General features: G+C 69.4%; 23 protein-coding genes and 2 tRNA genes. 17 read left to right on the forward strand and 8 right to left on the reverse strand.

Translation table 11 applies throughout. From position 1 onward, the window contains the following. Positions 1-10: 10 nt before the first annotated feature. A complete protein-coding gene (locus tag ABTX18_RS05295; RefSeq protein WP_352121396.1) occupies positions 11-652 on the reverse strand; it encodes a superoxide dismutase in 642 nt (213 codons plus the stop codon). Positions 653-833: 181 nt separating this feature from the next. Next, positions 834-2,255 carry an amino acid permease gene (locus ABTX18_RS05300; protein ID WP_352121397.1) on the reverse strand — a complete coding sequence of 474 codons (1,422 nt, stop codon included), beginning with the start codon at positions 2,253-2,255 and terminating at the stop codon, positions 834-836. A 414-nt stretch (positions 2,256-2,669) separates the two neighbouring features. Between ABTX18_RS05300 and ABTX18_RS05305 the strand changes: the two genes are divergently transcribed. Further along, positions 2,670-3,266: a biotin transporter BioY gene (locus tag ABTX18_RS05305; RefSeq protein ID WP_352121398.1), complete on the forward strand. Its 597-nt coding sequence runs from the start codon at positions 2,670-2,672 to the stop codon at positions 3,264-3,266. A 120-nt stretch (positions 3,267-3,386) separates the two neighbouring features. On the opposite strand, the gene ABTX18_RS05310 is transcribed toward ABTX18_RS05305, so the two are convergent. Further along, positions 3,387-4,841, reverse strand: a complete 1,455-nt coding sequence (locus tag ABTX18_RS05310; RefSeq protein ID WP_352121399.1) for an amino acid permease — start codon at positions 4,839-4,841, stop codon at positions 3,387-3,389. A 230-nt stretch (positions 4,842-5,071) separates the two neighbouring features. Between ABTX18_RS05310 and ABTX18_RS05315 the strand changes: the two genes are divergently transcribed. Beyond that, the gene (locus tag ABTX18_RS05315; protein ID WP_352121400.1) at positions 5,072-5,560 is read left to right on the forward strand and encodes a ribose-5-phosphate isomerase; all 489 of its coding nucleotides are present in this window, start codon (positions 5,072-5,074) and stop codon (positions 5,558-5,560) included. A gap of 85 nt (positions 5,561-5,645) precedes the next feature. Continuing rightward, positions 5,646-6,455 (forward strand): Fpg/Nei family DNA glycosylase, encoded by an 810-nt coding sequence (locus ABTX18_RS05320; RefSeq protein ID WP_352121401.1) that lies wholly within the window; start codon positions 5,646-5,648, stop codon positions 6,453-6,455. A 101-nt stretch (positions 6,456-6,556) separates the two neighbouring features. Here ABTX18_RS05320 and ABTX18_RS05325 read toward each other — a convergent pair whose 3' ends face one another. Beyond that, positions 6,557-7,789, reverse strand: a complete 1,233-nt coding sequence (locus tag ABTX18_RS05325) for a GNAT family N-acetyltransferase (RefSeq protein ID WP_352121402.1) — start codon at positions 7,787-7,789, stop codon at positions 6,557-6,559. A 105-nt stretch (positions 7,790-7,894) separates the two neighbouring features. On the opposite strand from ABTX18_RS05325, the gene ABTX18_RS05330 reads away from it, so the two are divergent. Together ABTX18_RS05330 and ABTX18_RS05335 are read left to right on the forward strand one after the other, a co-directional pair. Next, the gene (locus ABTX18_RS05330) at positions 7,895-9,040 is read left to right on the forward strand and encodes a PP2C family protein-serine/threonine phosphatase (RefSeq protein WP_352121403.1); all 1,146 of its coding nucleotides are present in this window, start codon (positions 7,895-7,897) and stop codon (positions 9,038-9,040) included. A gap of 119 nt (positions 9,041-9,159) precedes the next feature. Then, positions 9,160-9,645, forward strand: coding sequence for an HD domain-containing protein (locus ABTX18_RS05335; RefSeq protein WP_352121404.1), 486 nt, complete (start codon positions 9,160-9,162; stop codon positions 9,643-9,645). A gap of 57 nt (positions 9,646-9,702) precedes the next feature. Here the strand turns inward: ABTX18_RS05335 and ABTX18_RS05340 are convergent, their stop codons facing one another. Next, a complete protein-coding gene (locus tag ABTX18_RS05340) occupies positions 9,703-10,851 on the reverse strand; it encodes an acyltransferase family protein (RefSeq protein WP_352121405.1) in 1,149 nt (382 codons plus the stop codon). Between the two features lie 489 nt (positions 10,852-11,340). On the opposite strand from ABTX18_RS05340, the gene ABTX18_RS05345 reads away from it, so the two are divergent. After that, positions 11,341-11,535 (forward strand): hypothetical protein, encoded by a 195-nt coding sequence (locus ABTX18_RS05345; protein ID WP_136325240.1) that lies wholly within the window; start codon positions 11,341-11,343, stop codon positions 11,533-11,535. A gap of 139 nt (positions 11,536-11,674) precedes the next feature. Here the strand turns inward: ABTX18_RS05345 and ABTX18_RS05350 are convergent. Then, positions 11,675-11,748 (reverse strand) — tRNA-Gly (locus tag ABTX18_RS05350). 165 nt (positions 11,749-11,913) lie between these two features. Here ABTX18_RS05350 and ABTX18_RS05355 point away from each other — a divergent pair. From ABTX18_RS05355 to clpX, 5 genes are all read left to right on the forward strand, one after another. Further along, a tRNA-Pro gene (locus ABTX18_RS05355) sits at positions 11,914-11,990 on the forward strand. Positions 11,991-12,141: 151 nt separating this feature from the next. Continuing rightward, positions 12,142-13,518: a trigger factor gene (gene tig / locus ABTX18_RS05360; protein ID WP_352121406.1), complete on the forward strand. Its 1,377-nt coding sequence runs from the start codon at positions 12,142-12,144 to the stop codon at positions 13,516-13,518. A gap of 264 nt (positions 13,519-13,782) precedes the next feature. Continuing rightward, positions 13,783-14,388, forward strand: coding sequence for an ATP-dependent Clp protease proteolytic subunit (locus ABTX18_RS05365; protein WP_352121848.1), 606 nt, complete (start codon positions 13,783-13,785; stop codon positions 14,386-14,388). Positions 14,389-14,467: 79 nt separating this feature from the next. Next, positions 14,468-15,151, forward strand: a complete 684-nt coding sequence (locus ABTX18_RS05370) for an ATP-dependent Clp protease proteolytic subunit (protein WP_306070064.1) — start codon at positions 14,468-14,470, stop codon at positions 15,149-15,151. 157 nt (positions 15,152-15,308) lie between these two features. Continuing rightward, positions 15,309-16,607 carry an ATP-dependent Clp protease ATP-binding subunit ClpX gene (gene clpX / locus ABTX18_RS05375; RefSeq protein ID WP_352121407.1) on the forward strand — a complete coding sequence of 433 codons (1,299 nt, stop codon included), beginning with the start codon at positions 15,309-15,311 and terminating at the stop codon, positions 16,605-16,607. Between the two features lie 74 nt (positions 16,608-16,681). Here clpX and ABTX18_RS05380 read toward each other — a convergent pair whose 3' ends face one another. After that, positions 16,682-17,674 carry a hypothetical protein gene (locus ABTX18_RS05380; RefSeq protein WP_352121408.1) on the reverse strand — a complete coding sequence of 331 codons (993 nt, stop codon included), beginning with the start codon at positions 17,672-17,674 and terminating at the stop codon, positions 16,682-16,684. A 94-nt stretch (positions 17,675-17,768) separates the two neighbouring features. Continuing rightward, positions 17,769-17,894, reverse strand: coding sequence for a hypothetical protein (locus tag ABTX18_RS05385; RefSeq protein WP_352121873.1), 126 nt, complete (start codon positions 17,892-17,894; stop codon positions 17,769-17,771). A 276-nt stretch (positions 17,895-18,170) separates the two neighbouring features. On the opposite strand from ABTX18_RS05385, the gene ABTX18_RS05390 reads away from it, so the two are divergent. The 6 genes from ABTX18_RS05390 to mreC all read left to right on the forward strand — a co-directional run bounded on the left by ABTX18_RS05390 (position 18,171) and on the right by mreC (position 25,775). Continuing rightward, complete coding sequence (locus ABTX18_RS05390; RefSeq protein ID WP_352121409.1) at positions 18,171-20,792, forward strand: valine--tRNA ligase; 2,622 nt, start codon at positions 18,171-18,173, stop codon at positions 20,790-20,792. Between the two features lie 114 nt (positions 20,793-20,906). Further along, positions 20,907-22,430, forward strand: coding sequence for a bifunctional tetrahydrofolate synthase/dihydrofolate synthase (gene folC / locus ABTX18_RS05395; protein ID WP_352121410.1), 1,524 nt, complete (start codon positions 20,907-20,909; stop codon positions 22,428-22,430). Between the two features lie 5 nt (positions 22,431-22,435). Continuing rightward, positions 22,436-22,792 carry a DUF4233 domain-containing protein gene (locus ABTX18_RS05400; RefSeq protein WP_352121411.1) on the forward strand — a complete coding sequence of 119 codons (357 nt, stop codon included), beginning with the start codon at positions 22,436-22,438 and terminating at the stop codon, positions 22,790-22,792. Positions 22,793-22,900: 108 nt separating this feature from the next. After that, positions 22,901-23,314 (forward strand): nucleoside-diphosphate kinase, encoded by a 414-nt coding sequence (gene ndk, locus ABTX18_RS05405; protein WP_024492992.1) that lies wholly within the window; start codon positions 22,901-22,903, stop codon positions 23,312-23,314. 289 nt (positions 23,315-23,603) lie between these two features. Then, positions 23,604-24,623 (forward strand): rod shape-determining protein, encoded by a 1,020-nt coding sequence (locus tag ABTX18_RS05410; RefSeq protein WP_352121412.1) that lies wholly within the window; start codon positions 23,604-23,606, stop codon positions 24,621-24,623. Between the two features lie 99 nt (positions 24,624-24,722). Next, positions 24,723-25,775: a rod shape-determining protein MreC gene (gene mreC / locus ABTX18_RS05415; protein ID WP_352121413.1), complete on the forward strand. Its 1,053-nt coding sequence runs from the start codon at positions 24,723-24,725 to the stop codon at positions 25,773-25,775. The last annotated feature ends 3 nt before the right edge of the window (positions 25,776-25,778 follow it).

The following is a 25,778-nucleotide window of genomic DNA, read 5'->3' on the forward strand; positions in this document are numbered from 1 at the left end:
TGCGCCGGCGTCAGGGCGCGAGCAGCAGCACGTCCGCGCGCTCCTTGGCGGCCGCGTACCGCTTCGCCACGTCCTGCCAGTTGACGACGCGCCACATCGCCTCGATGAAGTCGACCTTCTGGTTTTTGTACTGGAGGTAGAAGGCGTGCTCCCAGGCATCGAAGACCAGGACCGGGACCGAGCCCTGGCCCACATTGCCCTGGTGGTCGTAGACCTGCTCGACGATCAGCCTGCCGCTGAGCGGCTCGTACGCGAGGACGCCCCAGCCGGAGCCCTGCGTGGTGGCCGCGGCCTTCGTCAGCTGGGACTTGAAGCCCTGGAAGGAGCCGAACGAGTCGGTGATCGCGTCCGCGAGGTCGCCGACGCCGTCCGCGGCGAGGGGCTCGCCGCCGCCGTCACCGGTCATGTTGTGCCAGTAGACCGAGTGCAGGATGTGGCCGGAGAGGTGGAACGCCAGATTCTTCTGGAGCCCGTTGACCGCCCCCCAGGCCTCCTTGTCCCGCGCCTCCTCCAGCTGCTCCAGGGTGTCGTTCGCGCCCTTCACGTACGCCGCGTGGTGCTTGTCGTGGTGGAGCTCGATGATCTGCGGATTGATGACCGGTTCGAGCGCCGCGTAGTCGTACGGGAGTTCCGGGAGCGTGTACGTGGCCATGATCGAACCCTCCAGCTGCTGAACTGTTGCTATTGCGACCTATGTGCAAGAGCAGGCTAACAGCAGGAGTGGGTGAGAGGTCATCAGTCCCTCGGCTCGGGGCCACGGGCCCGCAGGTGCATGCGAAAACGCCGGGCGGGCCCGATCACTCGGGCCCGCCCGGCGTTCTCGCGTACCGGAGTTACTTGTTCGTGGCCGGCGCGGCGCGGCGCTGCCGTACGGCTCCGATCAGGACCAGGACCGCCGTCAGCGCGCCCGTCGCCAGCAGCTGGTCGCGGGTGCCGGGCTGGCGGAGCATCAGGAAGAAGATGCCGGCCATGGCGAGGAGCGCCAGCACCGTCAGGCCCGGGAAGAGCCACATCCGTACCACCAGCTTCTCGGGCGCCTCGCGCTCCAGCCGGGCGCGCAGGATCAGCTGGGAGACCGCGATGAAGATCCAGACGACCAGGATCACCGCGCCGATCATGTTGAGCAGCCACGGGAACACGTCGTCGGGCCGCCAGTAGCTCAGCAGCACGCACAGGAAGCCGAACGCGGACGAGACCAGGACCGCCGTGCGCGGCACGCCGGAGGTGACCCGGCCCAGGCGCTTGGGGCCCTGGCCGCGGGCCACCAGCGAGCAGGCCATGCGCGAGGCGCCGTAGATATTGGCGTTCATCGCCGAGAGCAGCGCCACCAGGATGACCACGTTCATGATCTCGGCCGCGCCGGGGATGCCGAGGTGGTCCAGAGCCGCGTAGAACGGGCCCACCTCCACGACCTTCGCGTCGTCCCACGGGACCAGCGTGACGATGACCGCCATGGAGCCGACGTAGAACAGCGCGATCCGCCACATCGCCGTCCGCACGGCCTTCGCGACACCCTGGACCGGATTCTCGGACTCCGCCGCGGCGATGGTGACCGTCTCCAGGCCGCCGTACGCGAAGACGGAGGCGAGCAGCCCGATGACCAGGCCGTCGGAGCCGTTCGGCAGGAAGCCGCCCTCGCCGCTGAGGTTGGCGGTGCCGGGGGCGTCCGTGCCCGGGAGCACGCCGAGGATCGCCAGCACGCCCAGCACCAGGAACAGCGTGATCGCGGCGACCTTGAGCGCCGCGAACCAGAACTCGAACTCGCCGAACTTCGTCACCGAGGCCAGGTTCGTCCCCAGGAACACCACCATGAACAGCGCCACCCAGGCCCACTCCGGGGTCCCGGGCAGCCAGCCGCCGACGATCTGCGCGGCCCCGATGCCCTCCAGGCCGACGGCGACACAGAGCAGCACCCAGAACGCCCAGCCCGCCGTGAATCCCGCCCATGGCCCGATCGCCCGCTCGGCGTGCACCGAGAACGATCCGGAGGCCGGGTTGGCCGCCGACATCTCGCCGAGCATGCGCATCACGAGCATGACCAGCAGCCCGGAGACCGCGTACGCGATGACGATGGAGGGCCCGGCGGCGGCGATGCCGGCGCCGGAGCCGACGAACAGCCCGGCGCCGATGACCCCGCCGAGGGCGATCATCGACAGGTGGCGCTGCTTGAGTCCGTGGGTGAGGGCCGAGTCGCTTCCGGTGCCGGAGGCGGCGGCGGGGGAGCCTGTGGGGGGAGGCGCGGAGGTCCGAGGCATGGACGAGCTCTGTTTCGGTCGGCGAGACGGGGGAGGTGGGCCCGGTGAGACGGGGGACTGCGCACAGTCTGAACACGTGCCCCGGTCACGGGGAACGACTGTCCGCTATACGGTCACCAGGCTCACACGCCGCGCACACCCGGCCGCGCTGGGCCGGGCGCGGTCACGAGCCGTCGCTTTAGAGGGAATTCACAGTCCCGACACGCGGCGCCTTCCCGGCCGGCGGCTGCGGCATCCGCTCCCACCTCCGTGACGAGCATCACGCCCCGGCGTGATTGCATGCCGACACTTGTGCGAACCCCACCAATCCCTCAACCGTCCCTTTGTGGGCCGCTGATGGTGATCCGGCCACAGTCCGTCGGCTAACGTCAGCCTCAGTCTGTCCCCACCTGCCCTCACCCCGCCGGAGTCCCGATGAGCACTGCTGCCGCCGCCCCCGTCCGTACCGGAGCGGTCCTCGCCGACCTGCTGCCCGCCGTCCGGCACCGCTACGCCGTGGACACCGCCCTGGTGCTCGGCGGCGCCGCGCTGACCGGCATAGCGGCCCAGATCGCCGTCCCGGTCCCCGGCTCCCCGGTCCCCGTCACCGGCCAGACCTTCGCCGCGCTCCTCGTCGGCACCGCGCTCGGCGCCCGCCGCGGCTTCCTCGCGCTCGCCGTGTACGCACTCGTCGGCATGGCCGGCATGCCGTGGTTCGCGGGCGGCAGCTCCGGCGCGGGCGGCGCGTCCTTCGGCTACGTGCTCGGCATGCTGCTCGCGGCCACCGTCGTCGGCGGTCTGGCCCGCCGGGGCGGAGACCGCTCGGTGCTGCGCACCGCGGGCACGATGGTGCTCGGCTCGGCGATCATCTACGCGGTCGGCGTGCCCTACCTGGCGCTGTCCACCGGCATGTCGGCGAGCGCCGCGATCGCGGCCGGCCTGACGCCGTTCCTGCTCGGCGACGCGCTGAAGGCGGCACTCGCCATGGGCGCGCTGCCCGCCTCCTGGAAGCTCACCGGCCGTCGCGGCTGATGCCACCGCTTGCGTAAACACCTCGGAAGAGGCTCGCCGGGTCGCATCGCGACACCGACCGGCGAGCCTCTTCCGCGTCTCCGCACCCCTCGGCGCGGTCCCCGCCGCCGAAGGAGTGGTTCAGCGACCGGCCGCCGGCTCACCGCTGCGGCGCCTGCGCGCCTCACGGACCAGCGACACGGCCACCACCAGCACCGCGACCAGCAGCGAGAGCAGCACCTGCTCGCGCCCGGCGTCGTCGGTGAGCATGTAGACGAGCACGAACGAGATCATCGCGATCGTCGCCCAGGTCAGGTACGGGAAGAGCCACATCCGCACGATCAGCTTCTCGGGCGTCTCGCGCAGGATGATGCCGCGCATCCGCAGCTGGGTGAAGCAGATGACCAGCCAGACGAAGAGCGCGACCGCGCCCGAGGAGTTCAGCAGGAACGCGAAGACGGTGTCGGGCCACTGGTAGTTGAAGAAGACGGCCACGAAACCGAAGACGACGGAGGACAGGATCGCCGCCTGCGGCACGCCCCGCTTGTTGGTCCGGGCGAACGCCTTGGGCGCGTCACCGCGGCCGCCGAGCGAGAACGCCATCCGGGAGGCCGTGTAGAGGCCGGAGTTCAGGCAGGACAGCACGGCCGTCAGCACGATGACGTCCATCACCTGACCGGCGTGCGGGATGCCGATGACGTCGAGCGCCGCGACGTAGCTGCCCTTCTCCAGGATCGACGGGTCGTTCCACGGCAGCAGGGTCAGCACGATGAAGATCGAGCCCAGGTAGAAGACGGCGATCCGCCAGATGACGCTGTTGGTTGCCTTCTGCACGGCTCGCTGCGGGTTCTCCGACTCGCCGGCCGCCAGGGTGACGATCTCGCTGCCCATGAACGAGAAGACGACCATCAGCACCCCGGTGAGGATGGCGCCGGGACCTTCGGGGAAGAAGCCGCCGGTGTCGGTGAGGTGGGCCAGTCCGGATCCGCCGCCGTCCGTTCCGGGCAGCACCCCGAAGACGGCGAGCAGGCCGACGATCACGAACGCGCCGATCGCCACCACCTTGATACCGGCGAACCAGAACTCGAACTCGCCGTACGAACCGACGGACACCAGGTTCGTCGCCGTCAGCACCAGCATCACGATCAGGGCCCAGCCCCACTGCGGGATGCCCGGCACCCAGCTCTCCAGGATCTTGGCGCCCGCCGTGGCCTCGACGGCGAGCACCACGACCCAGAAGAACCAGTACAGCCAGCCGATCGAGAAACCGGCCCAGCGGCCCAGGGCCTGGTCGGCGTAGGCGGAGAAGGAGCCCGATGCGGGGCGGGCGGCCGCCATCTCGCCGAGCATCCGCATCACGAAGACGACCATCAGGCCGACCAGCGCGTACGACAGCAGGATGGCCGGTCCGGCGGCGGCGATGCCGGCGCTGGAACCCACGAACAGGCCCGCGCCGATGACACCGCCGATCGCGATCATCGAGAGGTGACGGTTCTTGAGACCGGCCTGGAGCCCGTCCTGGGGCTCCGTCCGGTCCGAACGGTCCGGCCCGTCGGGCTGGTGGCCCGGCCCTGCCAGAGTCGTCTGCGACGTCATGGATCGAATCCTTACGTTTCGGATCACTCGGTTGCGTGGCCGGCCGCCCCACGGTGGTAGAGCGGCAAGCGATGCATTGAAGCCCGGCGAACCCCGAAAACGGAACCCTTTACTCCGATTCGTTGACCGGATCGTTGCCTCAGTGGTGTTGCCCACACAGGGCCCGCACATCAGGGGCACGCCGCACCCCGTCGTCGGCTACCCCGGGCCGCACGTGCCACACTCCTCCCATGCGCGTGTACCTCGGATCCGACCATGCCGGTTACGAACTCAAGAACCACCTCGTCGAGTGGCTCAAGGCACAGGGCCACGATGTCGTCGACTGCGGCCCCCACATCTACGACGCCCAGGACGACTACCCGCCGTTCTGCCTGCGTGCCGCAGAGAAGACGGCCGCGGACCCGGACAGCCTCGGCATCGTGATCGGCGGCTCCGGCAACGGCGAACAGATGGCCGCGAACAAGGTCAAGGGCGTCCGCGCCGCACTGGCCTGGAGCGAGCAGACCGCCGCGCTCGGCCGCGAGCACAACGACGCCAACGTGATCGCCATCGGAGGCCGGATGCACACGGCCGAGGAGTCCACCAAGTTCGTCGAGATCTTCCTGACGACCCCGTACTCGGGCGAGGAGCGGCACACCCGCCGCATCGAGATGCTCACGGCGTACGAGAACACCGGCGAGCTCCCCCCGATCCCGGCCCACCACCCGCAGCAGGCCTGACCACCCTCGTATCCTGAACCGTGCCGCCGGTACCCCCGGCGGCACAGCCATGTCCGCCCGCGCCTCACCGAGGAGAACCCCAGCCGTGCCCGAGGGACACACCATCCACCGCCTCGCGGACGACCACAGGGACAGGTTCGCCGGGTGGTCGGTGCGGGTCAGCAGCCCGCAGGGGAAATTCTCCGACGGCGCCGCCCTCCTCGACGGCCGCGTGCTGGACGGGGCCGACGCGCACGGCAAGCACCTCTTCCTCGGCTTCGAGGACACCGGCTGGGTGCACATCCACCTCGGCCTGTTCGGCAAGCTCGGATTCGGTACGGTCCCGGCCCCGCCGCCCACCGACACGGTCCGCCTCCGCCTCCTGAACGACGCGCACCACGCGGATCTGCGCGGCCCCACCGCCTGCGCCCTGATCACCGACGGCGAGAAGCGGGCGATACACGACCGCCTCGGCCCCGACCCGCTGCGCCCCGGTGACGACGGCGAGCGGGCCTGGCAGCGGATCTCCCGCAGCCGGATCACCGTGGCCGCCCTGCTCATGGACCAGAAGGTCGTCGCGGGCGTGGGGAACGTGTACCGCGCCGAGGTGCTGTTCCGGCACGGCATCGACCCGTACCGGGCCGGCAAGGACCTCAGCCGCCGCGAGTGGGACGCGATCTGGAGCGACCTGGGCGCGCTGATGCGTGAGGGCGTACGGAACAACCGCATCGACACCGTGCGCCCCGAGCACCTGCCCGAGGCGATGGGCCGCCCGCCGCGCGTGGACGACCACGGCGGCGAGGTCTACGTCTACCGGCGCGCACGCCAGTCCTGCCACATCTGCGGCACGGAGATCCGCACGGCGGACCTGGCCGCCCGAAACCTCTTCTGGTGCCCCGGCTGCCAGCCCCGCTGACCGATCAAGCCCGACCGCCCCACCAAGCCCGTCCGGCGATTGAGGACAAGCCCCGTCGCCGGACGAACCCGCACCCCGCTAAACCCCGGCGACAGCCCCCGCTAGAACCCCCGCGGCAACCACGGCGCCACGTCGGACAGGAACGCCGACGACGCCTCCGCCACCGCCCCGGCCCGCAGCTCCCGGACCCGCCCGGCCAGGGCCAGCGCGCCCAGCGCCTCATCACCCAGGTAGGCGGCACCCAACTCCCGTACCGACAGCGCCAGATCGGCCGCGTCCTCGGTGCGCTTGCACGACGCGCCGCCCTTCGCGTCCGCGGTCAGCCGCCAACGCCCGGCGTTCCAGGGGCAAAATGTGTCCTCGACCTCGAACACCACGTCCAGCGGCCCCCGGTAGGTCCGCGCCTCCAGCGCGGCCCCCACGTCCACCAGCCGCACGTGCAGCGAGTCCCGCAGCCGGATGTCACACCGCCGCACGTCCGACACCAGGTGCAGCACGGCATCGTCCACCGGCCGGTTCCGCGCCTCGACCGTCGACGTCAGGTCGATCCCGAACAGGAACCGCCAGAGCGCCGCGTACGCCGCCGGGTCCAGCGCCTGCAGATCGCTGACCGTGACGCGGCCCTTGGGACCCGACCTGTCCCATTCCGGCTTGATGTGGTAGTTCGTGTAACCGACCAGCTCGCCGTCCCGTTCCGCCAGCAGGCACTGCAGCACCGAACCGCCCTGGCGTGAACTCGCCGGATCGACCAGCGGCTTGCGCTCCCAGCCGGGCCCGTGTGCCGGGGTGCCGGGCCGCCCCGCCACCAGCCGCGCGTACACGCTCTCGCACGCGGCGACCGCCTCGTCCTCGCGCGCGTATCGCAGCCGGACCTCGTCCGTCCCCTCGGGCACGCTCAGCCGCACCCGGTCCGTGTCGATCGCCAGGGACATCTGGCGGGTCGCCGCCCCGTACCCGAACCGGCCGTAGATCGCCGGCTCCGATGCCGTGAGCACGGCGATCGGCTCGCCCAGCGCCCGCACGTCGTCGAGCTGGCGGCGCATCATCGCGGTCAGCAGACCGCGCCTGCGGTGCGTGGCCGCGACGCTCACCATCGTGACCCCGGCCGCCGGGACCATGGCCCCGCCGGGCACTGCCACGCGGAAGCTGAACGCCCCCGCCGTCGCGACCACGTCGTCGCCGTCCCAGAACCCGATCGACCGCTCGCACTCGGTGACCTCCCGGTCCAGCTCCCGCTGCTCGGGAGACTCGGGGACGCCTCCGAACGCGAGCTCCAGGGACGAGAACCACTTCTCCCACTCGGACGGCTGCAAAACGCGGAGCTCCGTTGTCATATGCCATGCCTACCAGGGCGTTCGCAGCGAGGCGAGTCGTTTTCGAACGCATTGTCACAGGGGTCCCCCTGCACCGGAGCCCGCCGGGTGGATAAGGTCCCCGCAATGGCCCGACGCGCAGGAGCAGAGACGTACCCGGCCCGATTGCGGAAATCGGCGCACCGGGTACGCACCACGCTGCGCAGGTCCGGCGTCGACTACTTCCGCGGTGACGGCTCGGACTGGATCGCCCTGGCCGGCCTGCTGCTGACCATCCCGGCGATCACCTGCGGCACCTTGCTGAACCCGATCTGGTGCTCGCCGACCGTGCTCGTCCTGCCGATCGTCGCCGGCGGCCTGCTGCTGCGGCCCGCCAGCCTGCTCGGTCTGTACGCGACCGCCGCCGCGGCCCTGATCGTGGAAGCCCTCATGCTCGGTCCGTACGAGGACGGCCCGGCCCGGGTCACTCCCGGCACCGTGCTCACGGTCGCCGCCTGCGGCTTCCTGGGGCTGATCCTCGCTCAGTTCCGTGCCCGGGTCGGCGTGCCGTGGCGGCGCGGCGGCACCATGCTCTTCGACCTGCGCGAACGCATCCGGGTCCAGAGCGCGCTGCCCCGCCTCCCGCAGGGCTGGCACCGCGAGATGTCGCTGCGCCCGGCCGGCGGGCAGTCCTTCTCCGGGGACTTCGTCGTCGCGGCCCGCACCAACGGCGGCCGCACCCTGGAGGCCGTACTCACCGACGTCTCGGGCAAGGGCATGGACGCGGGCTCCCGGGCGCTGCTGCTGTCCGGCGCCTTCGGCGGCCTCCTCGGTTCGCTGCCGCCGCACGGCTTCCTGCCCGCGGCCAACGGCTATCTGCTGCGCCAGGACTGGGACGAGGGCTTCGCCACCTCGATCCATCTGGTGCTGGACCTGGAGTCCGGCGACTACGAGCTCCTCTCGGCAGGGCATCCCCCCGCCCTCCAGCTCCACGCGGGCAGCGGCCAGTGGGAGGAGAAGGCGGCGGAGGGCCCGCTGCTCGGGGTGTACGACGGGGCGGAGTTCGACGCGGTGAAGGGCCACCTGGCCCCCGGGGACGTACTGATGCTGTTCACCGACGGACTGGTGGAGGCCTCGGACCGGGACATCGCGGAAGGCATCGACCGTTTGACGGGCGCCGCCGACCGCTACGTCACCACGGGCTTCGAGGGCGCGGCCTGGCACCTCATCGAGGCCTGCGCCAAGGACGTCAACGACGACCGGGCTCTGCTGCTGCTGTCCCGCAAGTCCTGAACCCCGAACCGTACGCAATCGGTTCGAACCGGACGCGCGTCAACACAGGCCACCCCGTCACCGGATCGGGAACGCGGCCGCCTCCCGCCCGCCGGACGCGACCGGCCTAGGGTCGGGTCATGACCGCATCACGAGCACAGTTGACCCTGGCCGAGGTCGAGGCCGTCGCCCGCCAGGCCCATGCCGCGCAGCGGGACAAGGCGGGCAGGCCGTACAGCGAGCACCTCGCGGCCGTCGCGGAGGGCGTACGGGCCCGGGGCGGCAGCGACGAACAGATCGCCGCGGCCTGGCTGCACGACGCGGTCGAGGACGACGCGCTGTCGGAGCGGTGGCTGGCCGGCGCCGCGCTGCCGCAGCAGGTCAAGGACATGGTCCTCGCGCTCACCAAGCGGGACGGCGAGGACCTGCCGGCGTACACCCGCCGCATCCTGGCCACGCCCGGCGCTCTGGTGGTCAAGGAGGCCGACCTCGCGCACAACGCCGACGCGGCGCGCCTCGCGGTGCTGGACGCGGCGACCCGTACCCGGCTGACCGGGAAGTATGCGCTGGTACGGGCGTTGCTGGGCCTCACCGTCCCACAACCCGCCCCCGGGCGACGGGATTGAGCCAACACGGGGAAGCCCGGCCCGCGAACGGGCCGGGCTCCTGTGTGTGACCCGCACTCAGAGCCTGGCGGCGTCCCGCCGGAAGGCCCAGTTCATGTCCGGCTCGGTCACACAGCGCAGGACGCGTCGCACCGGCGGCGTGCACATCAGCGTCACCCCGGCCGAGGCGACGACGCTGACCAGAACCAGGCCGGCCGGCGAGATCATCCACTCGTTCCGGTCGAACACGCCCGCGTAGCCTGCGCCCTTCACCAGGAAGCCGTGCAGCAGATAGCCGCAGATCGTGCCGGCTCCGAGCACCGTGAACCACATGTGGCGCCGGGGGACCAGGGACAGGAACGCGGCGGTGAGGAGCGTCCCGCAGCCGAACAGCGCGAGGGTCATCACCACGCCGGACCACCAGGGGTTCCCCATGTCCTGGGCGGCGGAGTTACGCAGGAACCAGCCCAGTTCCATCCGGGGCGCCGCCCAATAGGCGAAGACCACCGCGACCGCGAACAGCGGCAGGGCGAGCATCCGCACCTCGCGGCGGCGGACCAACTGGAAGTGCTCGGGCCTGAGCTGGAGTCCGAGCACGAAGAACGGCAGGAACTGCAGGACGCGCGGCAGGTCGAGATCGCCGCCGATGCTGGGGGCGAGCGAGGCGAGACAGGCGATGACGAGCGAGACCGCCAGCGGATGACGCAGGGTGCGCCACAGCGGTGTGGTGAGCCGCCAGATGAACAGTGCGGCCAGGAACCAGGTGAGGTACCAGGGCTCGGTGAGGCTGATCGGGGCGCCGGGGTCGTCCGCGTACCGCCGGAACAGGGAGTAGGCCGTCTCGAACACCACATACGGCACGGCAACGCCCGTGACCAGGCGCTTCACCTTGGCCGGGGTCATGTCGAACGAGCGTGAGAAATAGCCGGAGATGATGATGAAGGCCGGCATGTGGAACGTGTACGTCACCATGTACAGCGCTCGGGCGGCCCTGCTCCCGTCCATGACCGGCACCCATGAGTGGGCCACCGCGACGAGCACGATGGCCAGGTACTTGGCATTGTCGAAGTAGGCGTCACGCCTCTTCGCGGCGGGTGTCTGCGCAGGCCCGCCCGACGCCGGTACGGGGCCGCCGTCCGTCGCCGCCGGTGCTTGGCGTCTGGGCTCCTGCTCCCGGGTCGCCGGTGGGAGCGTGGCCCTCTGAAATGCGTTCGGAGCGTGGAACATTTCAAGCACCTTAGACGTCTCATTCGCCATTCGTAAAACTGCTGCCGAATATCGCGCACGCCCGTTCGAACGAATGCCCAATCATCGAAATCTGTCTGGTATGCCCGTGTTAATCCTCCTTAAATGGTGCATATCGGCAGGTGGTTGGGGAGTGTGAATTACTTCTCCCTGGGTGGGCGGTAATGCCTGTGAATGAACTGTGTGGATACGGAAACGATCGCCGTCGCAATTTCTTTTCCGGCAGAGCGTGCTCACGGCCGGGACGTCGCGCCGCCGGCCCTGTGGCCGCGCGGCCGGAGTGCGGTCCGGCGCCTCAAGTGACCGGCGCACAGGGGGCGCAGGGGGCGCAAGTTGGCGCGATATCGCCAGGTCGATTCGTCACCTGGCAGCGACCACGGGGGAGTTGGTGGCACGATGGACGGAACGGAGGAGTGCGCGGCCGCACGCCTCCGGGCCGGCAAGGCGGACCGACCGAGGGTGTGAGCAGTCGTGGCCATTTCACTGTCCGTGGTGCTTCTTTTGGCGATCATCCTGGTGGTCCTGATCCGAGGTGGCTCCATCAAGGCCGGACCCGCGATCGTGGCGGTGCTCTTCGGCTTCTTCCTGGCATCGACCGGCATGGCGCCGTCGATCAACAGGTTCATGAACTCGATAGCGGAGACGATCAACCAGATCAGCTTCTGAGGCCTCCGGCGCCGGGGCGGCCGCGCCGCCCCGGGAGCGCGCCCCGGGGATTCCACTCCGCGAAATCCACTCCGGGAATCGCGAAGGGCCCGGTCCGGCGGACATCCCCGAGGGGATCCGCCGGGCCGGGCCCGAAGCATGGAGCGGGCGACGGGAATCGAACCCGCGTAGCTAGTTTGGAAGACTAGGGCTCTACCATTGAGCTACGCCCGCATGCAGTGCACCGCAGGTCACCGGGACCGCGGCACGAGAAGCATCGTAGCGGGTCGCGGGCGCTGCCCGCACACCTGGTGGCGGAGCGCGCCGCCGAGTCCGGCGCGGTCCGCGTAAAGCGTCCGGCGCACCGCCCGTCGGCATGTACCCTACGTGTCGCACCGACGGGGTGTGGCGCAGCTTGGTAGCGCGTCCGCTTTGGGAGCGGAAGGTCGTCGGTTCGAATCCGGCCACCCCGACCACCGGCAAGATCGCATTGTGGGAGTTCTCCCCCTTGCCGTTACTATGCAAAATGCGTGCCCGTGTGTCTGATGTACCGGGCTCGGTCCGCGAAGCCGCCTCCTGTGCGGTGGAGCAGAACCCCAAGAAGTCAGCCACCAAGGAGACCGAACCGTGAAGAGCGCCGTGGAGACCCTGAACCCGACTCGGGTTCGGCTCAGCATTGAGGTGCCCTTCGAGGAGCTCAAGGACAGCCTCGACGCGGCGTACAAGAAGATCAACCAGCAGGTCACGGTGAAGGGGTTCCGCAAGGGCAAGATCCCCAACCGGATCATCGACCAGCGGTTCGGCCGTGGCGCAGTGCTGGAGGAGGCCGTCAACGACGCCCTCCCGAAGTTCTACACCGAGGCCGTCAACGAGGGAGAGCTCAACGTCCTCGGCCAGCCGGAGGTCGACATCACGGAGCTGAAGGACGGCGAGCTGCTGTCCTTCACCGCCGAGGTTGACGTACGCCCCGAGATCGAGATCCCGGACTACTCCGGCATCGAGGTCACCGTCGACGCGCTTGAGGTCAGCGACGAGGACGTCGAGAAGGCCGTGGAGCAGCTGCGCGAGCGCTTCGCCTCGACCAACCCGGTCGAGCGCGCCGCCGCCGAGGGCGACGTCGTGACCATCGACCTGCAGGCCAAGGTCGAGGGCGAGGTCCTCGAGGACGGCGTGGCCGAGGGTGTCTCGTACACCATCGGTTCCGGCGAGCTCCTCGAAGGCATCGACGACGCCGTCACCGGCCTGGAGGCGGGTGGCGAGGCCACCTTCACCTCCCAGCTGAAGGGCGGCTCCGCCGAGGGCAAGGACGCCGAGGTCACCGTCAAGGTCACCGCCGTCGCCGCCCGCGAGCTCCCCGAGCTGGACGACGAGTTCGCCCAGATGGCCAGCGAGTTCGACACGCTGGACGAGCTGAAGGCGGACAGCCGCAAGCGCCTTGAGGACACCAAGCAGTACGAGCAGGCCACCCAGGCCCAGGAGCGCGTCCTCGAGGAGCTGCTGAAGCTCGCCGAGGTCCCGATCCCGGAGAAGCTGCTCGCGGACGAGGTCCAGACCCGCAAGCACAACCTCGAGCACCACCAGCTCGGCCAGATGGGTCTCGACCTCGAGAAGTACCTGGAGATCCAGGGCAAGACCCTCGAGGAGTTCGAGGCGGAGACGTCCGAGCAGGCCATCAAGGGCATCAAGACCCAGTTCATCCTGGACGAGCTCGTCAACAAGGAGAAGCTGAACGTCAACCAGGAGGAGCTCACCGAGCACCTCCTGCGGCGCGCGCAGTCCTCCGGCATGAGCCCCGACCAGTTCGCCCAGGCCGTCGTCGAGGGCGGCCAGGTGCCGATGCTCGTCGGCGAGGTCGCCCGCGGCAAGGCGCTGGCCGTGGTCGTCGAGGCCGCCAAGGTCGTCGACACCAACGGTGAGGTCGTCGAGCTGGAGGACGACGAGGAGGCAGTGGACGAGGCCGCCGAGGGCACCGACGCCGCCGCCGAGGAGAAGACCGAGGCCTGAGCCTCGCGCTGAACCCGCACGACGGGCTCCGGACGCCACCGCGTCCGGGGCCCGTCGTCGTATCGGCGGACGCCCCCACAACCCTTGTGCGGACTGCGGACCTTGCGCTCCCAGCGAACAGTTGCGGAAGCGGGATGGCGTTGTCCCACCTGCGCGTTAGGGTCCATGAAGAGGAAGGGTCGGGGAGCCCCGGCCCACCCGGTACGAAGACGCTGAGACGGCCGGAGCCGTCAGAGACGAGCAGGTGGATACGTGACGAATCTGATGCCCTACGCCGCCGGAGAGCCGTCCCTCGGTGGAGGCCTCGGTGACCAGGTCTACAGCCGACTGCTCGGCGAACGCATCATCTTCCTCGGTCAGCAGGTCGACGATGACATCGCCAACAAGATCACCGCACAGCTCCTCCTCCTTGCCGCCGAGCCGGACAAGGACATCTACCTCTACATCAACAGCCCCGGTGGTTCGGTGACGGCCGGCATGGCGGTCTACGACACCATGCAGTACATCCCGAACGACGTCGTCACCATCGGTATGGGCATGGCGGCCTCGATGGGCCAGTTCCTGCTCACCGGCGGCGCCGCCGGCAAGCGCTTCGCGCTCCCGAACACCGACATCCTCATGCACCAGGGTTCGGCCGGTATCGGCGGTACGGCCTCGGACATCAAGATCCAGGCCCAGTACCTGCTGCGCACCAAGCAGCGGATGGCGGAGATCACCGCCCGCCACTCCGGCCAGACCGTGGAGACGATCATCCGCGACGGCGACCGCGACCGCTGGTACACCGCGGAGGAGGCCAAGGACTACGGCCTCATCGACGAGATCATCACGGTCGCATCGGGCGTTCCGGGCGGCGGCGGCACCGGCGCCTGACCCGGTCAGCACCGGATCGCGCCGCACCGCACCGCTTTCTCTCGTACGCCGAGACACCCAGCCACAGAACGCCACCAGGATGGTGAACACCCACATGAACAACTTCCCCGGCGCGTCCGCAAACGGCCTCTACACCGGCCCGCAGGTGGACAACCGCTACATCGTCCCGCGCTTCGTGGAGCGCACCTCGCAGGGCGTGCGCGAGTACGACCCCTACGCGAAGCTCTTCGAGGAGCGCGTGATCTTCCTCGGCGTGCAGATCGACGACGCCTCCGCCAACGACGTCATGGCGCAGCTGCTGTGCCTGGAGTCGATGGACCCGGACCGGGACATCTCGATCTACATCAACAGCCCCGGCGGCTCGTTCACCGCGCTCACCGCGATCTACGACACGATGCAGTTCGTGAAGCCGGACATCCAGACGGTCTGCATGGGCCAGGCGGCCTCCGCCGCGGCCGTGCTGCTCGCCGCGGGCACGCCGGGCAAGCGCCTGGCGCTGCCGAACGCCCGCGTCCTGATCCACCAGCCGTCCTCGCAGACCGGCCGTGAGCAGCTCTCCGACCTGGAGATCGCGGCCAACGAGATCCTGCGGATGCGGGCTCAGCTGGAGGAGCTGCTGGCCAAGCACTCCACCACGCCGATCGAGAAGATCCGCGACGACATCGAGCGCGACAAGATCCTGACGGCCGATGACGCCCTGGCCTACGGTCTGGTCGACCAGATCGTCGCGACCCGTAAGAGCGCGGCCGGAGCGGCCGCCTGACGTCGGCCTTTACCCCTTGGTGCGGCAAGGTCACCCGGCCCCGGCCGTGTGAACCGTGCCAAGGGGGGCCCGAACGGGGGCCCAGGCAAGGTACCGTCGGATAGAGGCACCAGGAGCCGCTGAACCAGGCGTCTCCCAGGCGAAGGGGAAGCACCTCGTGGCACGCATCGGTGATGGCGGCGACCTGCTCAAGTGCTCGTTCTGCGGAAAGAGCCAGAAGCAGGTGAAGAAGCTCATCGCAGGACCCGGTGTGTACATCTGCGACGAGTGCATCGATCTCTGCAACGAGATCATCGAGGAGGAGCTCGCGGAGACGAGCGAGGTCCGCTGGGAGGAACTTCCCAAGCCCCGCGAGATCTACGAGTTCCTCGAGGGATACGTCGTCGGGCAGGAGCCCGCGAAGAAGGCCCTCTCGGTAGCGGTGTACAACCACTACAAGCGGGTCCAGGCCGGGGAGAACGGCGGCGGCGGGAGCCGCGACGACGCGATCGAACTCGCGAAGTCCAACATTCTGCTGCTCGGCCCCACGGGCTCGGGCAAGACACTCCTCGCGCAGACGCTGGCCCGCATGCTCAACGTCCCGTTCGCCATCGCCGACGCGACGGCGCTGACGGAGGCCGGCTATGTCGGCGAGGACGTCGAGAACATCCTGCTGAAGCTGATCCAGGCCGCGGACTACGACGTCAAGAAGGCCGAGACCGGGATCATCTACATCGACGAGATCGACAAGGTTGCCCGCAAGAGCGAGAACCCGTCGATCACCCGCGATGTCTCCGGCGAGGGCGTCCAGCAGGCCCTGCTGAAGATCCTCGAGGGCACCACCGCCTCCGTACCGCCGCAGGGCGGCCGGAAGCACCCGCACCAGGAGTTCATCCAGATCGACACGACGAACGTGCTGTTCATCGTGGGCGGCGCGTTCTCCGGCCTCGAGAAGATCATCGAGTCCCGGGCCGGCGCCAAGGGCATCGGCTTCGGCGCCACGATCCGCTCCAAGCGGGAGATCCAGGCGAGCGACCAGTTCCAGGAGGTCATGCCGGAGGACCTGGTGAAGTTCGGGATGATCCCCGAGTTCATCGGCCGCCTCCCCGTTCTGACCTCGGTCCACAACCTCGACCGCGAGGCCCTGCTCCAGATCCTCATCGAGCCGCGCAACGCCCTGGTGAAGCAGTACCAGCGGCTGTTCGAACTCGACGGTGTGGAGCTGGACTTCGAGCGCGAGGCGCTGGAGGCCATCGCCGACCAGGCGATCCTGCGCCAGACCGGCGCGCGCGGCCTGCGCGCGATCATGGAGGAGGTCCTCCAGTCGGTGATGTACGAGGTGCCGTCCCGCAAGGACGTGGCCCGCGTCGTCATCACGGCGGACGTGGTCCGCAACAACGTCAACCCGACCCTGGTCCCGCGCGAGCCGCGGACGATCGGCAAGGGCGACGACGGACGGCACGAGAAGTCCGCGTAGCGGTTGGTTGATCTGTACGCGAAGGGGCGCCCCACCGGTTTCAGCCGGCGGGGCGCCCCTTCGCGTCGCGGTGATCAGATCTTGGTGCGAGAGGTGTTGTAGAGCTTGGCGGCGAGGGCCGCGACATCATCCTGCGACATGGACTTGTTGGTCATGGCCAGGCTCATGTCGAGGCCGGTGACGATGCCGACGGTGCTGTAGTCCGCCCAGATGCAGATGGGCATCTCGAAGGACTTGGGCCCCTTGTCGACGCTTCCGTCGCCCTCGGGGTTTTCCATCTTCAGGTTCTGGCACCGCATCAGCGCGCCCTTGAACCCGGACGGCGTGACGTCCTTGGGAGAACCGACCAGCTCGGCGGTGGTCTTGTCGTCCCCCTTCGCCATGTCGGCCTTGGCGTCGTCGAACGAGTGGTTGATCACCGAGGCCGGGTCACTGACGTCGCCCCAGTAGCCCTGGAAGCTGAGGACCTTCATGCTCAGGTCCTTCTCCGAGCCGCCCGTGTAGTTGGAGGCGGTCTTGCTGGGGCTCTTGACCCCCGATGCCTCGATCTTGGTCTTCTCGGCGCCGGTCAGCGGGCTGACGGATTTGGCTGCCGACTCGGACTTGTACGAGTCCACCGCGCGCGGCGGCGTCAGCTTGTACCCCTTCGTGGAGTCCGCGACATCGCTGTTGCTGGCGCCGCCCGACGTCAGGAAGTACACCCCGCCGCCGATCACCGCGAGCGCGACGATGACGCCGCCGATGATCAGGCCCGTCTTCTTCTTCGGCGGGGCGGCCGGGGGGAAGCCCGGCTGCTGGCCGTAGGCCGGCTGGCCGCCGTACGGGGGGGTGGGGGGCTGCTGCCCGTACGGGCCGGGCTGCTGGGCCTGCGGGTAGCCGTAGCCCGGCTGCGGGGGCTGCTGCTGGGGCGGGACGCCCTGGGGGGCCTGCTGCGGGTAGCCGTAACCGGGCTGGCCCTGCGGCGGCTGGCCGTACGGCCCCGGCTGACCCTGCGGGGGACCGCCGTACGGTCCGGGCTGGCCCTGCGGCGGCTGGTCGCCGTACGGGCCCGGCTGGTTGTAGCTCATCTGCGGAGTCCCCTGTTCGTGATGCTTACGCGTTCCGAACATACTGACGGACGCTCCGCGCGCGTGGGGCACCGGGAGGCGGACCGTTAGTCAACTAACAATGCCGGTAGGAGACCTCCGACACCCAGCAGGCCGCCTCCTTCGCCGCGCGCAGGGTCGACTCCAGGGCCGACGCCTGCACGGCATCGGGCACGAGCTTGACCTGCACCACGAGCTTCATACCGATGACCGTACAAACCTCACCGGACATATGGGCGACTTCCGTAAACCAGTCCCACCTTCCAGCGAACCAGCGACCACCTGTTCGACCCCGGCGCTCTCCGGCTCCGCCGGACACCCCCTCCCGGGCGCTCCGCGCCCGGAAGACGCCGCTACGCGCCGCGTCGCAACCACAGGATGAGATTCCTCCCGGGCGTGAACGCCCGGGGCTCCTCGCAAGATCACGCTGAACAAACCGGTTTCAGTGCATGACTGTGACGGCCCTAAACTGTGCGGCGTGACCGAGAACGCAGCGCAGCAGCCAGCCAGCATCCCCGAACTGCCGACCCAGTACACGCCGGCCGACGTAGAGGGGAAGCTGTACGAGCGCTGGGTGGAACGCGGTTACTTCGAGGCGGACGAGAACAGCGAGAAGCCGCCGTACTCCATCGTCATCCCGCCGCCCAACGTCACCGGCTCCCTGCACCTGGGACACGCCTTCGAACACACGCTGATCGACGCCCTCGTCCGCCGTAAGCGCATGCAGGGCTTCGAGGCGCTCTACCAGCCGGGCATGGACCACGCCGGTATCGCCACCCAGAACGTCGTCGAGCGCGAGCTCGGCAAGGAGGGCAAGTCCCGCCACGACCTGGGCCGCGAGGCCTTCGTCGAGCGCGTCTGGCAGTGGAAGAACGAGTCCGGCGGCCAGATCTCCGGACAGATGCGCCGCCTGGGCGAGGGCGTCGCCTGGTCCCGTGAGCGCTTCACCATGGACGAGGGCCTGTCGAAGTCCGTCCAGACCGTCTTCAAGCAGATGTACGACGACGAGCTGATCTACCGCGCCGAGCGCATCATCAACTGGTGCCCGCGCTGCCTCACCGCGATCTCGGACATCGAGGTCGAGTACCAGGAGGACGACGGCGAGCTCGTCTCCATGCAGTACGGCGAAGGTGACGAGACCATCGTCGTCGCCACCACCCGCGCCGAGACGATGCTCGGGGACACCGCCGTCGCCGTCCACCCCGACGACGAGCGCTACAAGCACCTGGTCGGCAAGCAGATCAAGCTGCCGCTGACCGACCGCACCATCCCGGTCGTCGCCGACCACCACGTCGACCCCGAGTTCGGCACCGGCGCCGTCAAGGTCACCCCGGCGCACGACCCGAACGACTTCGAGATCGGCAAGCGCCACGACCTGCCGTTCCTCACGGTCCTCGACGAGCGCGCCGTCATCACGGCCCCCGGCCCCTTCCAGGGCCTGGACCGCCTGGAGGCCCGCTCCGCCATCGTCGCCGCCCTGCGTGCCGAGGGCCGGATCGTCGCCGAGAAGCGGCCGTACGTCCACTCCGTCGGCCACTGCTCGCGCTGCAAGACCACCATCGAGCCGCGCCTCTCCCTCCAGTGGTGGGTCAAGGTCGCCCCGCTCGCCAAGGCGGCCGGTGACGCCGTCCGCGACGGCAAGGTCAAGATCCACCCGCAGGAGATGGAGAAGCGGTACTTCGACTGGGTCGACAACCTTCACGACTGGTGCATCTCGCGGCAGTTGTGGTGGGGCCACCGCATTCCCGTCTGGTACGGCCCGAACGGCGAGGTCGTCTGCGTCGGACCGGATGACGAGGCGCCCACCGGCGAGGGCTGGACCCAGGACAGCGATGTCCTGGACACCTGGTTCTCCTCCGGCCTGTGGCCGTTCTCCACGCTCGGCTGGCCCGAACAGACCGACAGCCTCGCGAAGTTCTATCCGAACTCCGTCCTCGTCACCGGCTACGACATCCTCTTCTTCTGGGTCGCCCGGATGATGATGTTCGGCCTGTACGTCAACGACGGCGTCCCGCCGTTCGGAACGATCGTCCTGCACGGCATGGTCCGCGACGAGCACGGCAAGAAGATGTCGAAGTCCTTCGGCAATGTGGTCAACCCGCTGGACTGGATGGACAAGTACGGCTCCGACGCGCTCCGTTTCACCCTCGCGCGCGGCGCCAACCCCGGTACCGACGTCCCGATCGGCGAGGAGTGGGTCCAGGGTTCCGCCAAGTTCTCCAACAAGATCTGGAACGCCACCCGCTTCGCCCTGATGAACGGCGCGACGATCGAGGGCGAACTGCCGTCCGCCGACGAGATGTCGGTGACCGACCGATGGATCCTGTCGCGCCTGAACAAGACGGTCGCCGAAGTCGACGCGTACTACGACGACTACCAGTTCTCCAAGCTCAGCGAGTCGCTCCGGCACTTCGCCTGGGACGAGGTCTTCGACTGGTACCTCGAACTGTCGAAGACCACGTTCTTCGGCGGCGGCCGGCCGGCCGAGGTCTCGGGCCGGGTCCTGGGCGAGGTCCTCGACGTGATGCTGCGGCTGCTGCACCCGGTCGTCCCCTTCGTCACGGAGACCCTCTGGACCGCGCTCACCGGCCGCGAGTCCGTCGTCATCGCCGAGTGGCCGGCGGACAGCGGCTTCCGTGACGACGCGGCCGAGAAGGAGATCGAGCTCGTCCAGCAGGTCGTCACCGAGGTCCGCCGCTTCCGCTCCGACCAGGGCCTGCAGCCCGGCCAGAAGGTCCCGGCCGAGCTCACCCTGACCGGCACGCCGCTCGCCCCGCACGAGGCGGCCATCCGCCAGCTGCTGCGCCTGCAGCCGGCCGGGGACGGCTTCCACGCCACCGCGTCGCTGCCGGTCGCGGGTGCCACCGTCGCCCTCGACCTGTCCGGCACGATCGACATCGACGCCGAGCGCAAGCGCCTGACGAAGGACCTGGAGGCCGCGCAGAAGGAGAAGGCCCAGGCCACCGGCAAGCTCGGCAACGAGGCGTTCCTGGCCAAGGCCCCGGACAACGTGGTCGACAAGATCCGCGGCCGCCTCTCCAAGGCCGAGGCCGACATCGAGCGGATCACCGGCCAGCTCGCGGCCCTGCCGCAGGGCTGAGACCACGGAAGCCCCCGGCCCCCCGCGCACACATGAAGGGGGGCCGGGGGCTTCGCCGCACCCCCGCTCCCGGGCGCTGCGCGCGATGTCCGTGCCGGTCCGTAGACTGGCCCCGTGAGTGAGCCCCGCCCTTCCGACCGGCACGACGCGTCCGACTCCGACGAGACCTTCGCGGAGATCGTCGACGAAGCGACCCAGCGCGACCCCGACCTGGCGGTGATCGAGGCCGGGAGTCGTACGCTGCGCGCCGCCTCCGGACCGCCCCAGGGCGACGACGTCCCCGCCCGCCCCGCCGACCCCGAGGTGGACAAGGCGCTGCGCGCGGTGGAGCAGGAGCTCGCCGGGCGCTGGGGCGAGACCAAGCTGGAGCCGTCCGTGACGCGCATCGCCGCGCTGATGGACGTGCTCGGTGACCCGCAGCACGCGTACCCCTCCATCCACATCACGGGGACCAACGGCAAGACGAGCACCGCCCGCATGATCGAGGCCCTGCTCGGCGCCTTCGACCTGCGGACCGGCCGCTACACCTCGCCGCACGTCCAGTCGATCACCGAGCGGATCAGCCTGGACGGCTCCCCGATGGACCCCGAGCGGTTCATCGAGACCTACCAGGACATCAAGCCGTACGTCGAGATGGTCGACGCGCAGCAGCCCTACCGGCTCTCCTTCTTCGAGGTGCTGACCGGCATGGCGTACGCGGCCTTCGCCGACGCGCCGGTCGATGTAGCCGTCGTCGAGGTCGGCATGGGCGGCGCCTGGGACGCGACCAACGTGATCGACTCCACGGTCGCCGTCGTCACCCCCATCTCGCTCGACCACACCGACCGGCTCGGCTCCACACCGGGCGAGATCGCGGTCGAGAAGTCCGGGATCATCAAGCAGGGCGCGACGGTCATCCTCGCCCAGCAGCCCGTCGACGCCGCCCAGGTCATGCTCAAGAAGGCCGTCGAGGTCGACGCCACCGTGGCCCGTGAGGGCATGGAGTTCGGCGTCGCCTCCCGGGAGATCGCCGTCGGCGGCCAGCTGCTGACGCTGCGCGGCCTCGGCGGCGAGTACGAGAACGTCTTCCTTCCGCTGTACGGCGCGCACCAGGCGCGCAACGCCGTGGTGGCGCTCTGCGCGGTCGAGGCGTTCTTCGGCGTCGGCGCCGAGCAGACCGGATCGCTCGACGCCGACATCGTCCGCAAGGCCTTCGCCTCGGTGATCTCCCCGGGCCGCCTCGAAGTGGTCCGCTCCAGCCCGACCGTCGTCCTGGACGCCGCGCACAACCCGGCGGGCGCCCTGGCCACCGCCGAAGGGCTCTCCGAGGCGTTCGGCTTCTCCCGGCTGATCGGTGTGGTCGGCGCCAGCGCCGACAAGGACGTGCGGGGGCTCCTGGAAGCCTTCGAGCCGATCTTCGCCGAGGTCGTCGTCACCCAGAACTCCAGCGGACGCGCGATGGACGCCGACGAGCTCGCCGCCGTCGCCGTCGAGGTCTTCGGCAACGACCGGGTCCAGGTCGAACCCCGGCTCGACGACGCGCTGGAGGCGGCGATCACCCTCGCCGAGGAAGAGGACGAGTACGCGGGCGCCGGGGTGCTGGTGACCGGATCCGTGATCACGGTCGGCGAGGCCCGGCTGCTTCTGGGAAGGGGCTGACCCCCGTGCGTACGCTCTGTGCGTCGACGCTGATCGGCGAGTTCTTCGTGATCGGATTCGCCGGACTCGTCGCGATGAAGTCCGACGACCTCACGTCCGCCACGGTCTGGACGGTCTGCGGCATCGGCATGCTGCTCTCCGTGCTGCTCTGCGGGATGATCACCCGCCCGGGGGGCATACAGCTCGGCTGGGCGCTCCAGATCGCCCTGGTCGCCAGCGGCTTCGTCGTCCCGATGATGTTCATCCTCGGCGTGGCCTTCGGCGCCCTGTGGTGGGCCTCCGTGCACTACGGCCGGAAGATCGACGAGGCGAAGGCCCGGTGGGCCGCGCAGGAGGCGGCGCAGGCGCCCGCCGGCGGCTGATCCCTGTGCGGGAGCCCGGCCACCCGGCGGCTGAGCCCGGCCGCCGGCCCGTCGCCGTACCCCTGTAATCTCGCTTCACCGCACCCGTATGCCTGCAAGGAGCCGCACATGACCCAGCGCACCCTCGTTCTTCTCAAGCCCGACGCCGTCCGTCGCGGTCTGGTCGGCGAAATCGTCGGCCGCATCGAGCGCAAGGCCGGCTGGAAGATCACGGCGCTGGAGCTCCGTACCCTCGACCGCGCCACGCTGGAGCAGCACTACGCCGAGCACGTCGGCCGGCCGTTCTACGAGCCGCTCGTCGAGTTCATGCAGTCGGGCCCCGTCGTCGCCCTGGTCGCCGAGGGCGAGCGGGTCATCGAGGGCGTCCGCGCCCTGGCCGGCCCCACCGACCCGATCGCCGCCGCGCCCGGATCGATCCGTGGCGACTTCGGGACGATCACCCGGGAGAACCTCATCCACGCCTCGGACTCCGAGGAGTCCGCAGAGCGAGAAATGAAGCTGTTCTTTCCCGGTCTTTCCTGACCTCGGGTCAGCCGAACAGCGCTCATGACCTGGGGCGACCGAAGTAATTCGGCCGCCCTTCGGCATAGGGTCCCCGATCGCGGGAACGCATCCCTCCGACGTAACGTCACCATGAGTGGAACGGCCACCCGTTCTGCTCAGCATGGCGAAGGACCCTCGCGCTGTGTCGGTGTCTCCGGCACTACGATGGAAGCTTCCACGCCCGCAGCGCTCATCCCGCCTACCAAAACAAGCCATCGCTTTCGCTTGGAAGGCCCGACGCATCCTCATGGGGAACAAGGGGAACTCAATGTCGTTCATCGGCCGTGACATGGCTATCGACCTCGGGACTGCCAACACGCTGGTGTACGTCAGGGGGCGCGGCATCGTTCTGAACGAGCCGTCCGTCGTGGCCATCAACACCAACACCGGCGGCATCCTCGCGGTCGGCTCCGAGGCCAAGAAGATGATCGGCCGTACGCCGGGCAACATCGTTGCCGTACGGCCCCTGAAGGACGGCGTGATCGCCGACTTCGAGATCACGGAGCGGATGCTCCGCTACTTCATCCTGAAGATCCACAAGCGCCGCTACCTGGCCCGCCCCCGGGTCGTCGTCTGCGTGCCCTCCGGCATCACAGGGGTCGAGCGACGCGCCGTCATCGAGGCGTCGACGCAGGCCGGCGCGCGCCAGGTGCACATCATCGAGGAGCCCATGGCGGCGGCCATCGGCTCCGGCCTGCCGGTCCACGAGGCCACCGGCAACATGGTCGTCGACATCGGTGGCGGCACCACCGAGGTCGCGGTGATCTCGCTCGGCGGAATCGTCACCGCCCAGTCCATCCGGGTCGCCGGTGACGAACTGGACAACGCGATCATCCAGCACATCAAGAAGGAGTACTCGCTCCTGCTCGGTGAGCGCACCGCCGAACAGATCAAGATCACCATCGGCTCGGCGTTCGAACTGGAGAAGGACGAACACACCGAGATCCGCGGCCGCGACCTCGTCTCGGGCCTGCCCAAGACCGTGGTCATCTCCGCCGCCGAGGTCCGCAAGGCGATCGAGGAGCCGGTCAACGCGATCGTCGACGCGGTCAAGACGACGCTGGACAAGTGCCCGCCGGAGCTCTCCGGCGACGTCATGGACCGCGGCATCGTCCTCACCGGTGGCGGCGCCCTGCTGCGCGGCCTGGACGAACGGCTGCGCCACGAGACCGGCATGCCCATCCACATCGCCGAGAACCCGCTGGACTCCGTCGCGCTCGGATCCGGCAAGTGCGTCGAGGAGTTCGAGGCGCTCCAGCAGGTGCTGGACGCCCAGCCCCGACGGTAGAAACCCGAACGGCCCTCCGTGCGGACGCTGCCGCTCCGCACGGAGGATCGTTGATATACAGGCACGAACATTCCTACGAGGAAGGCACGGCCGCCGCACGTGAGGGACACACGAGAGAGCCGGCTGCTCCTGGTGCTGCTGATCGCCATCGCATTCGCACTGATCACGGTGGACATCCGCGGCGGCGAGGCGTCACCGGTGGACGGCGCCCGGCAGGCCGCCGCCACCGTCTTCGGGCCGGTGGAGAACGGCGTGGCGGCAGCGGTCGACCCGGTGGGCAACGCCATAGGGGCCGTACGCGCCTCCGGCACCCGCCACGACAAGATCGCCGCGCTGGAGAAGCAGAACGCCGAACTCAAGGCGAGGCTCGGCAGTGACGACCGCAACCGCAGCCGCGTCCGTGAGCTCGACAAGATGCTCAAGAAGTCGGACGCCGGCCAGTACGGCATCAAGGCCGCCGAAGTCATCGCCATAGGAGCGGCCCAGGGCTTCTCCTGGACGGTCACCATCGACGCCGGGTCCAAGGACGGCCTCAAGCGCGACATGACCGTCCTCAACGGTGACGGACTCGTCGGCCGCGTCACCACCGTCGGCCCGGACACCGCCACGGTGCTCCTGGCCAACGACCCCGACTTCACCGTCGGCACCCGGATGGAGTCCACCGACGAACTCGGCTTCGCCACCGGCCAGGGCTCGCGCCCGCTGTCCGTCCAGTTCCTGAACGGCAAGGCCAAGGTCAAGAAGGGCGACCGGCTCGTCACCTTCGGCTCCAGCAAGGACAAGCCCTTCGTGCCCGGCGTCCCGGTCGGCGAGGTCGTCCGGGTCGACCCGTCCGGCGGCGACCTCACCCGTACGGTCTACGTCCGGCCGTTCGTCGGCTTCACCAAGCTCGACATCGTCGGCATCGTCGTCCAGGCGCCCCGCGAGGACCCGCGCGACGCGGTCCTGCCGAAGAAGCCCGTCAAGGCCGCCAAGCCGAAGCCCACCCCGACCGTCACCGTCACCATCTCGCCCAACGGCGACATCGTCGACACCAACGGCAAAGTCGTCGGGAACATCCACGAGAGCGCGACCCCCAGCGGCAGCCCGAACCCGAACCCCAGCGGGAACGCGACACCGAACGCCGACAACGCGGTAAACGAACAGAGGTAGAGC

It is taken from the genome of Streptomyces sp. NPDC096323, from assembly GCF_040302845.1.
Classification (GTDB): Bacteria; Actinomycetota; Actinomycetes; order Streptomycetales; family Streptomycetaceae; genus Streptomyces.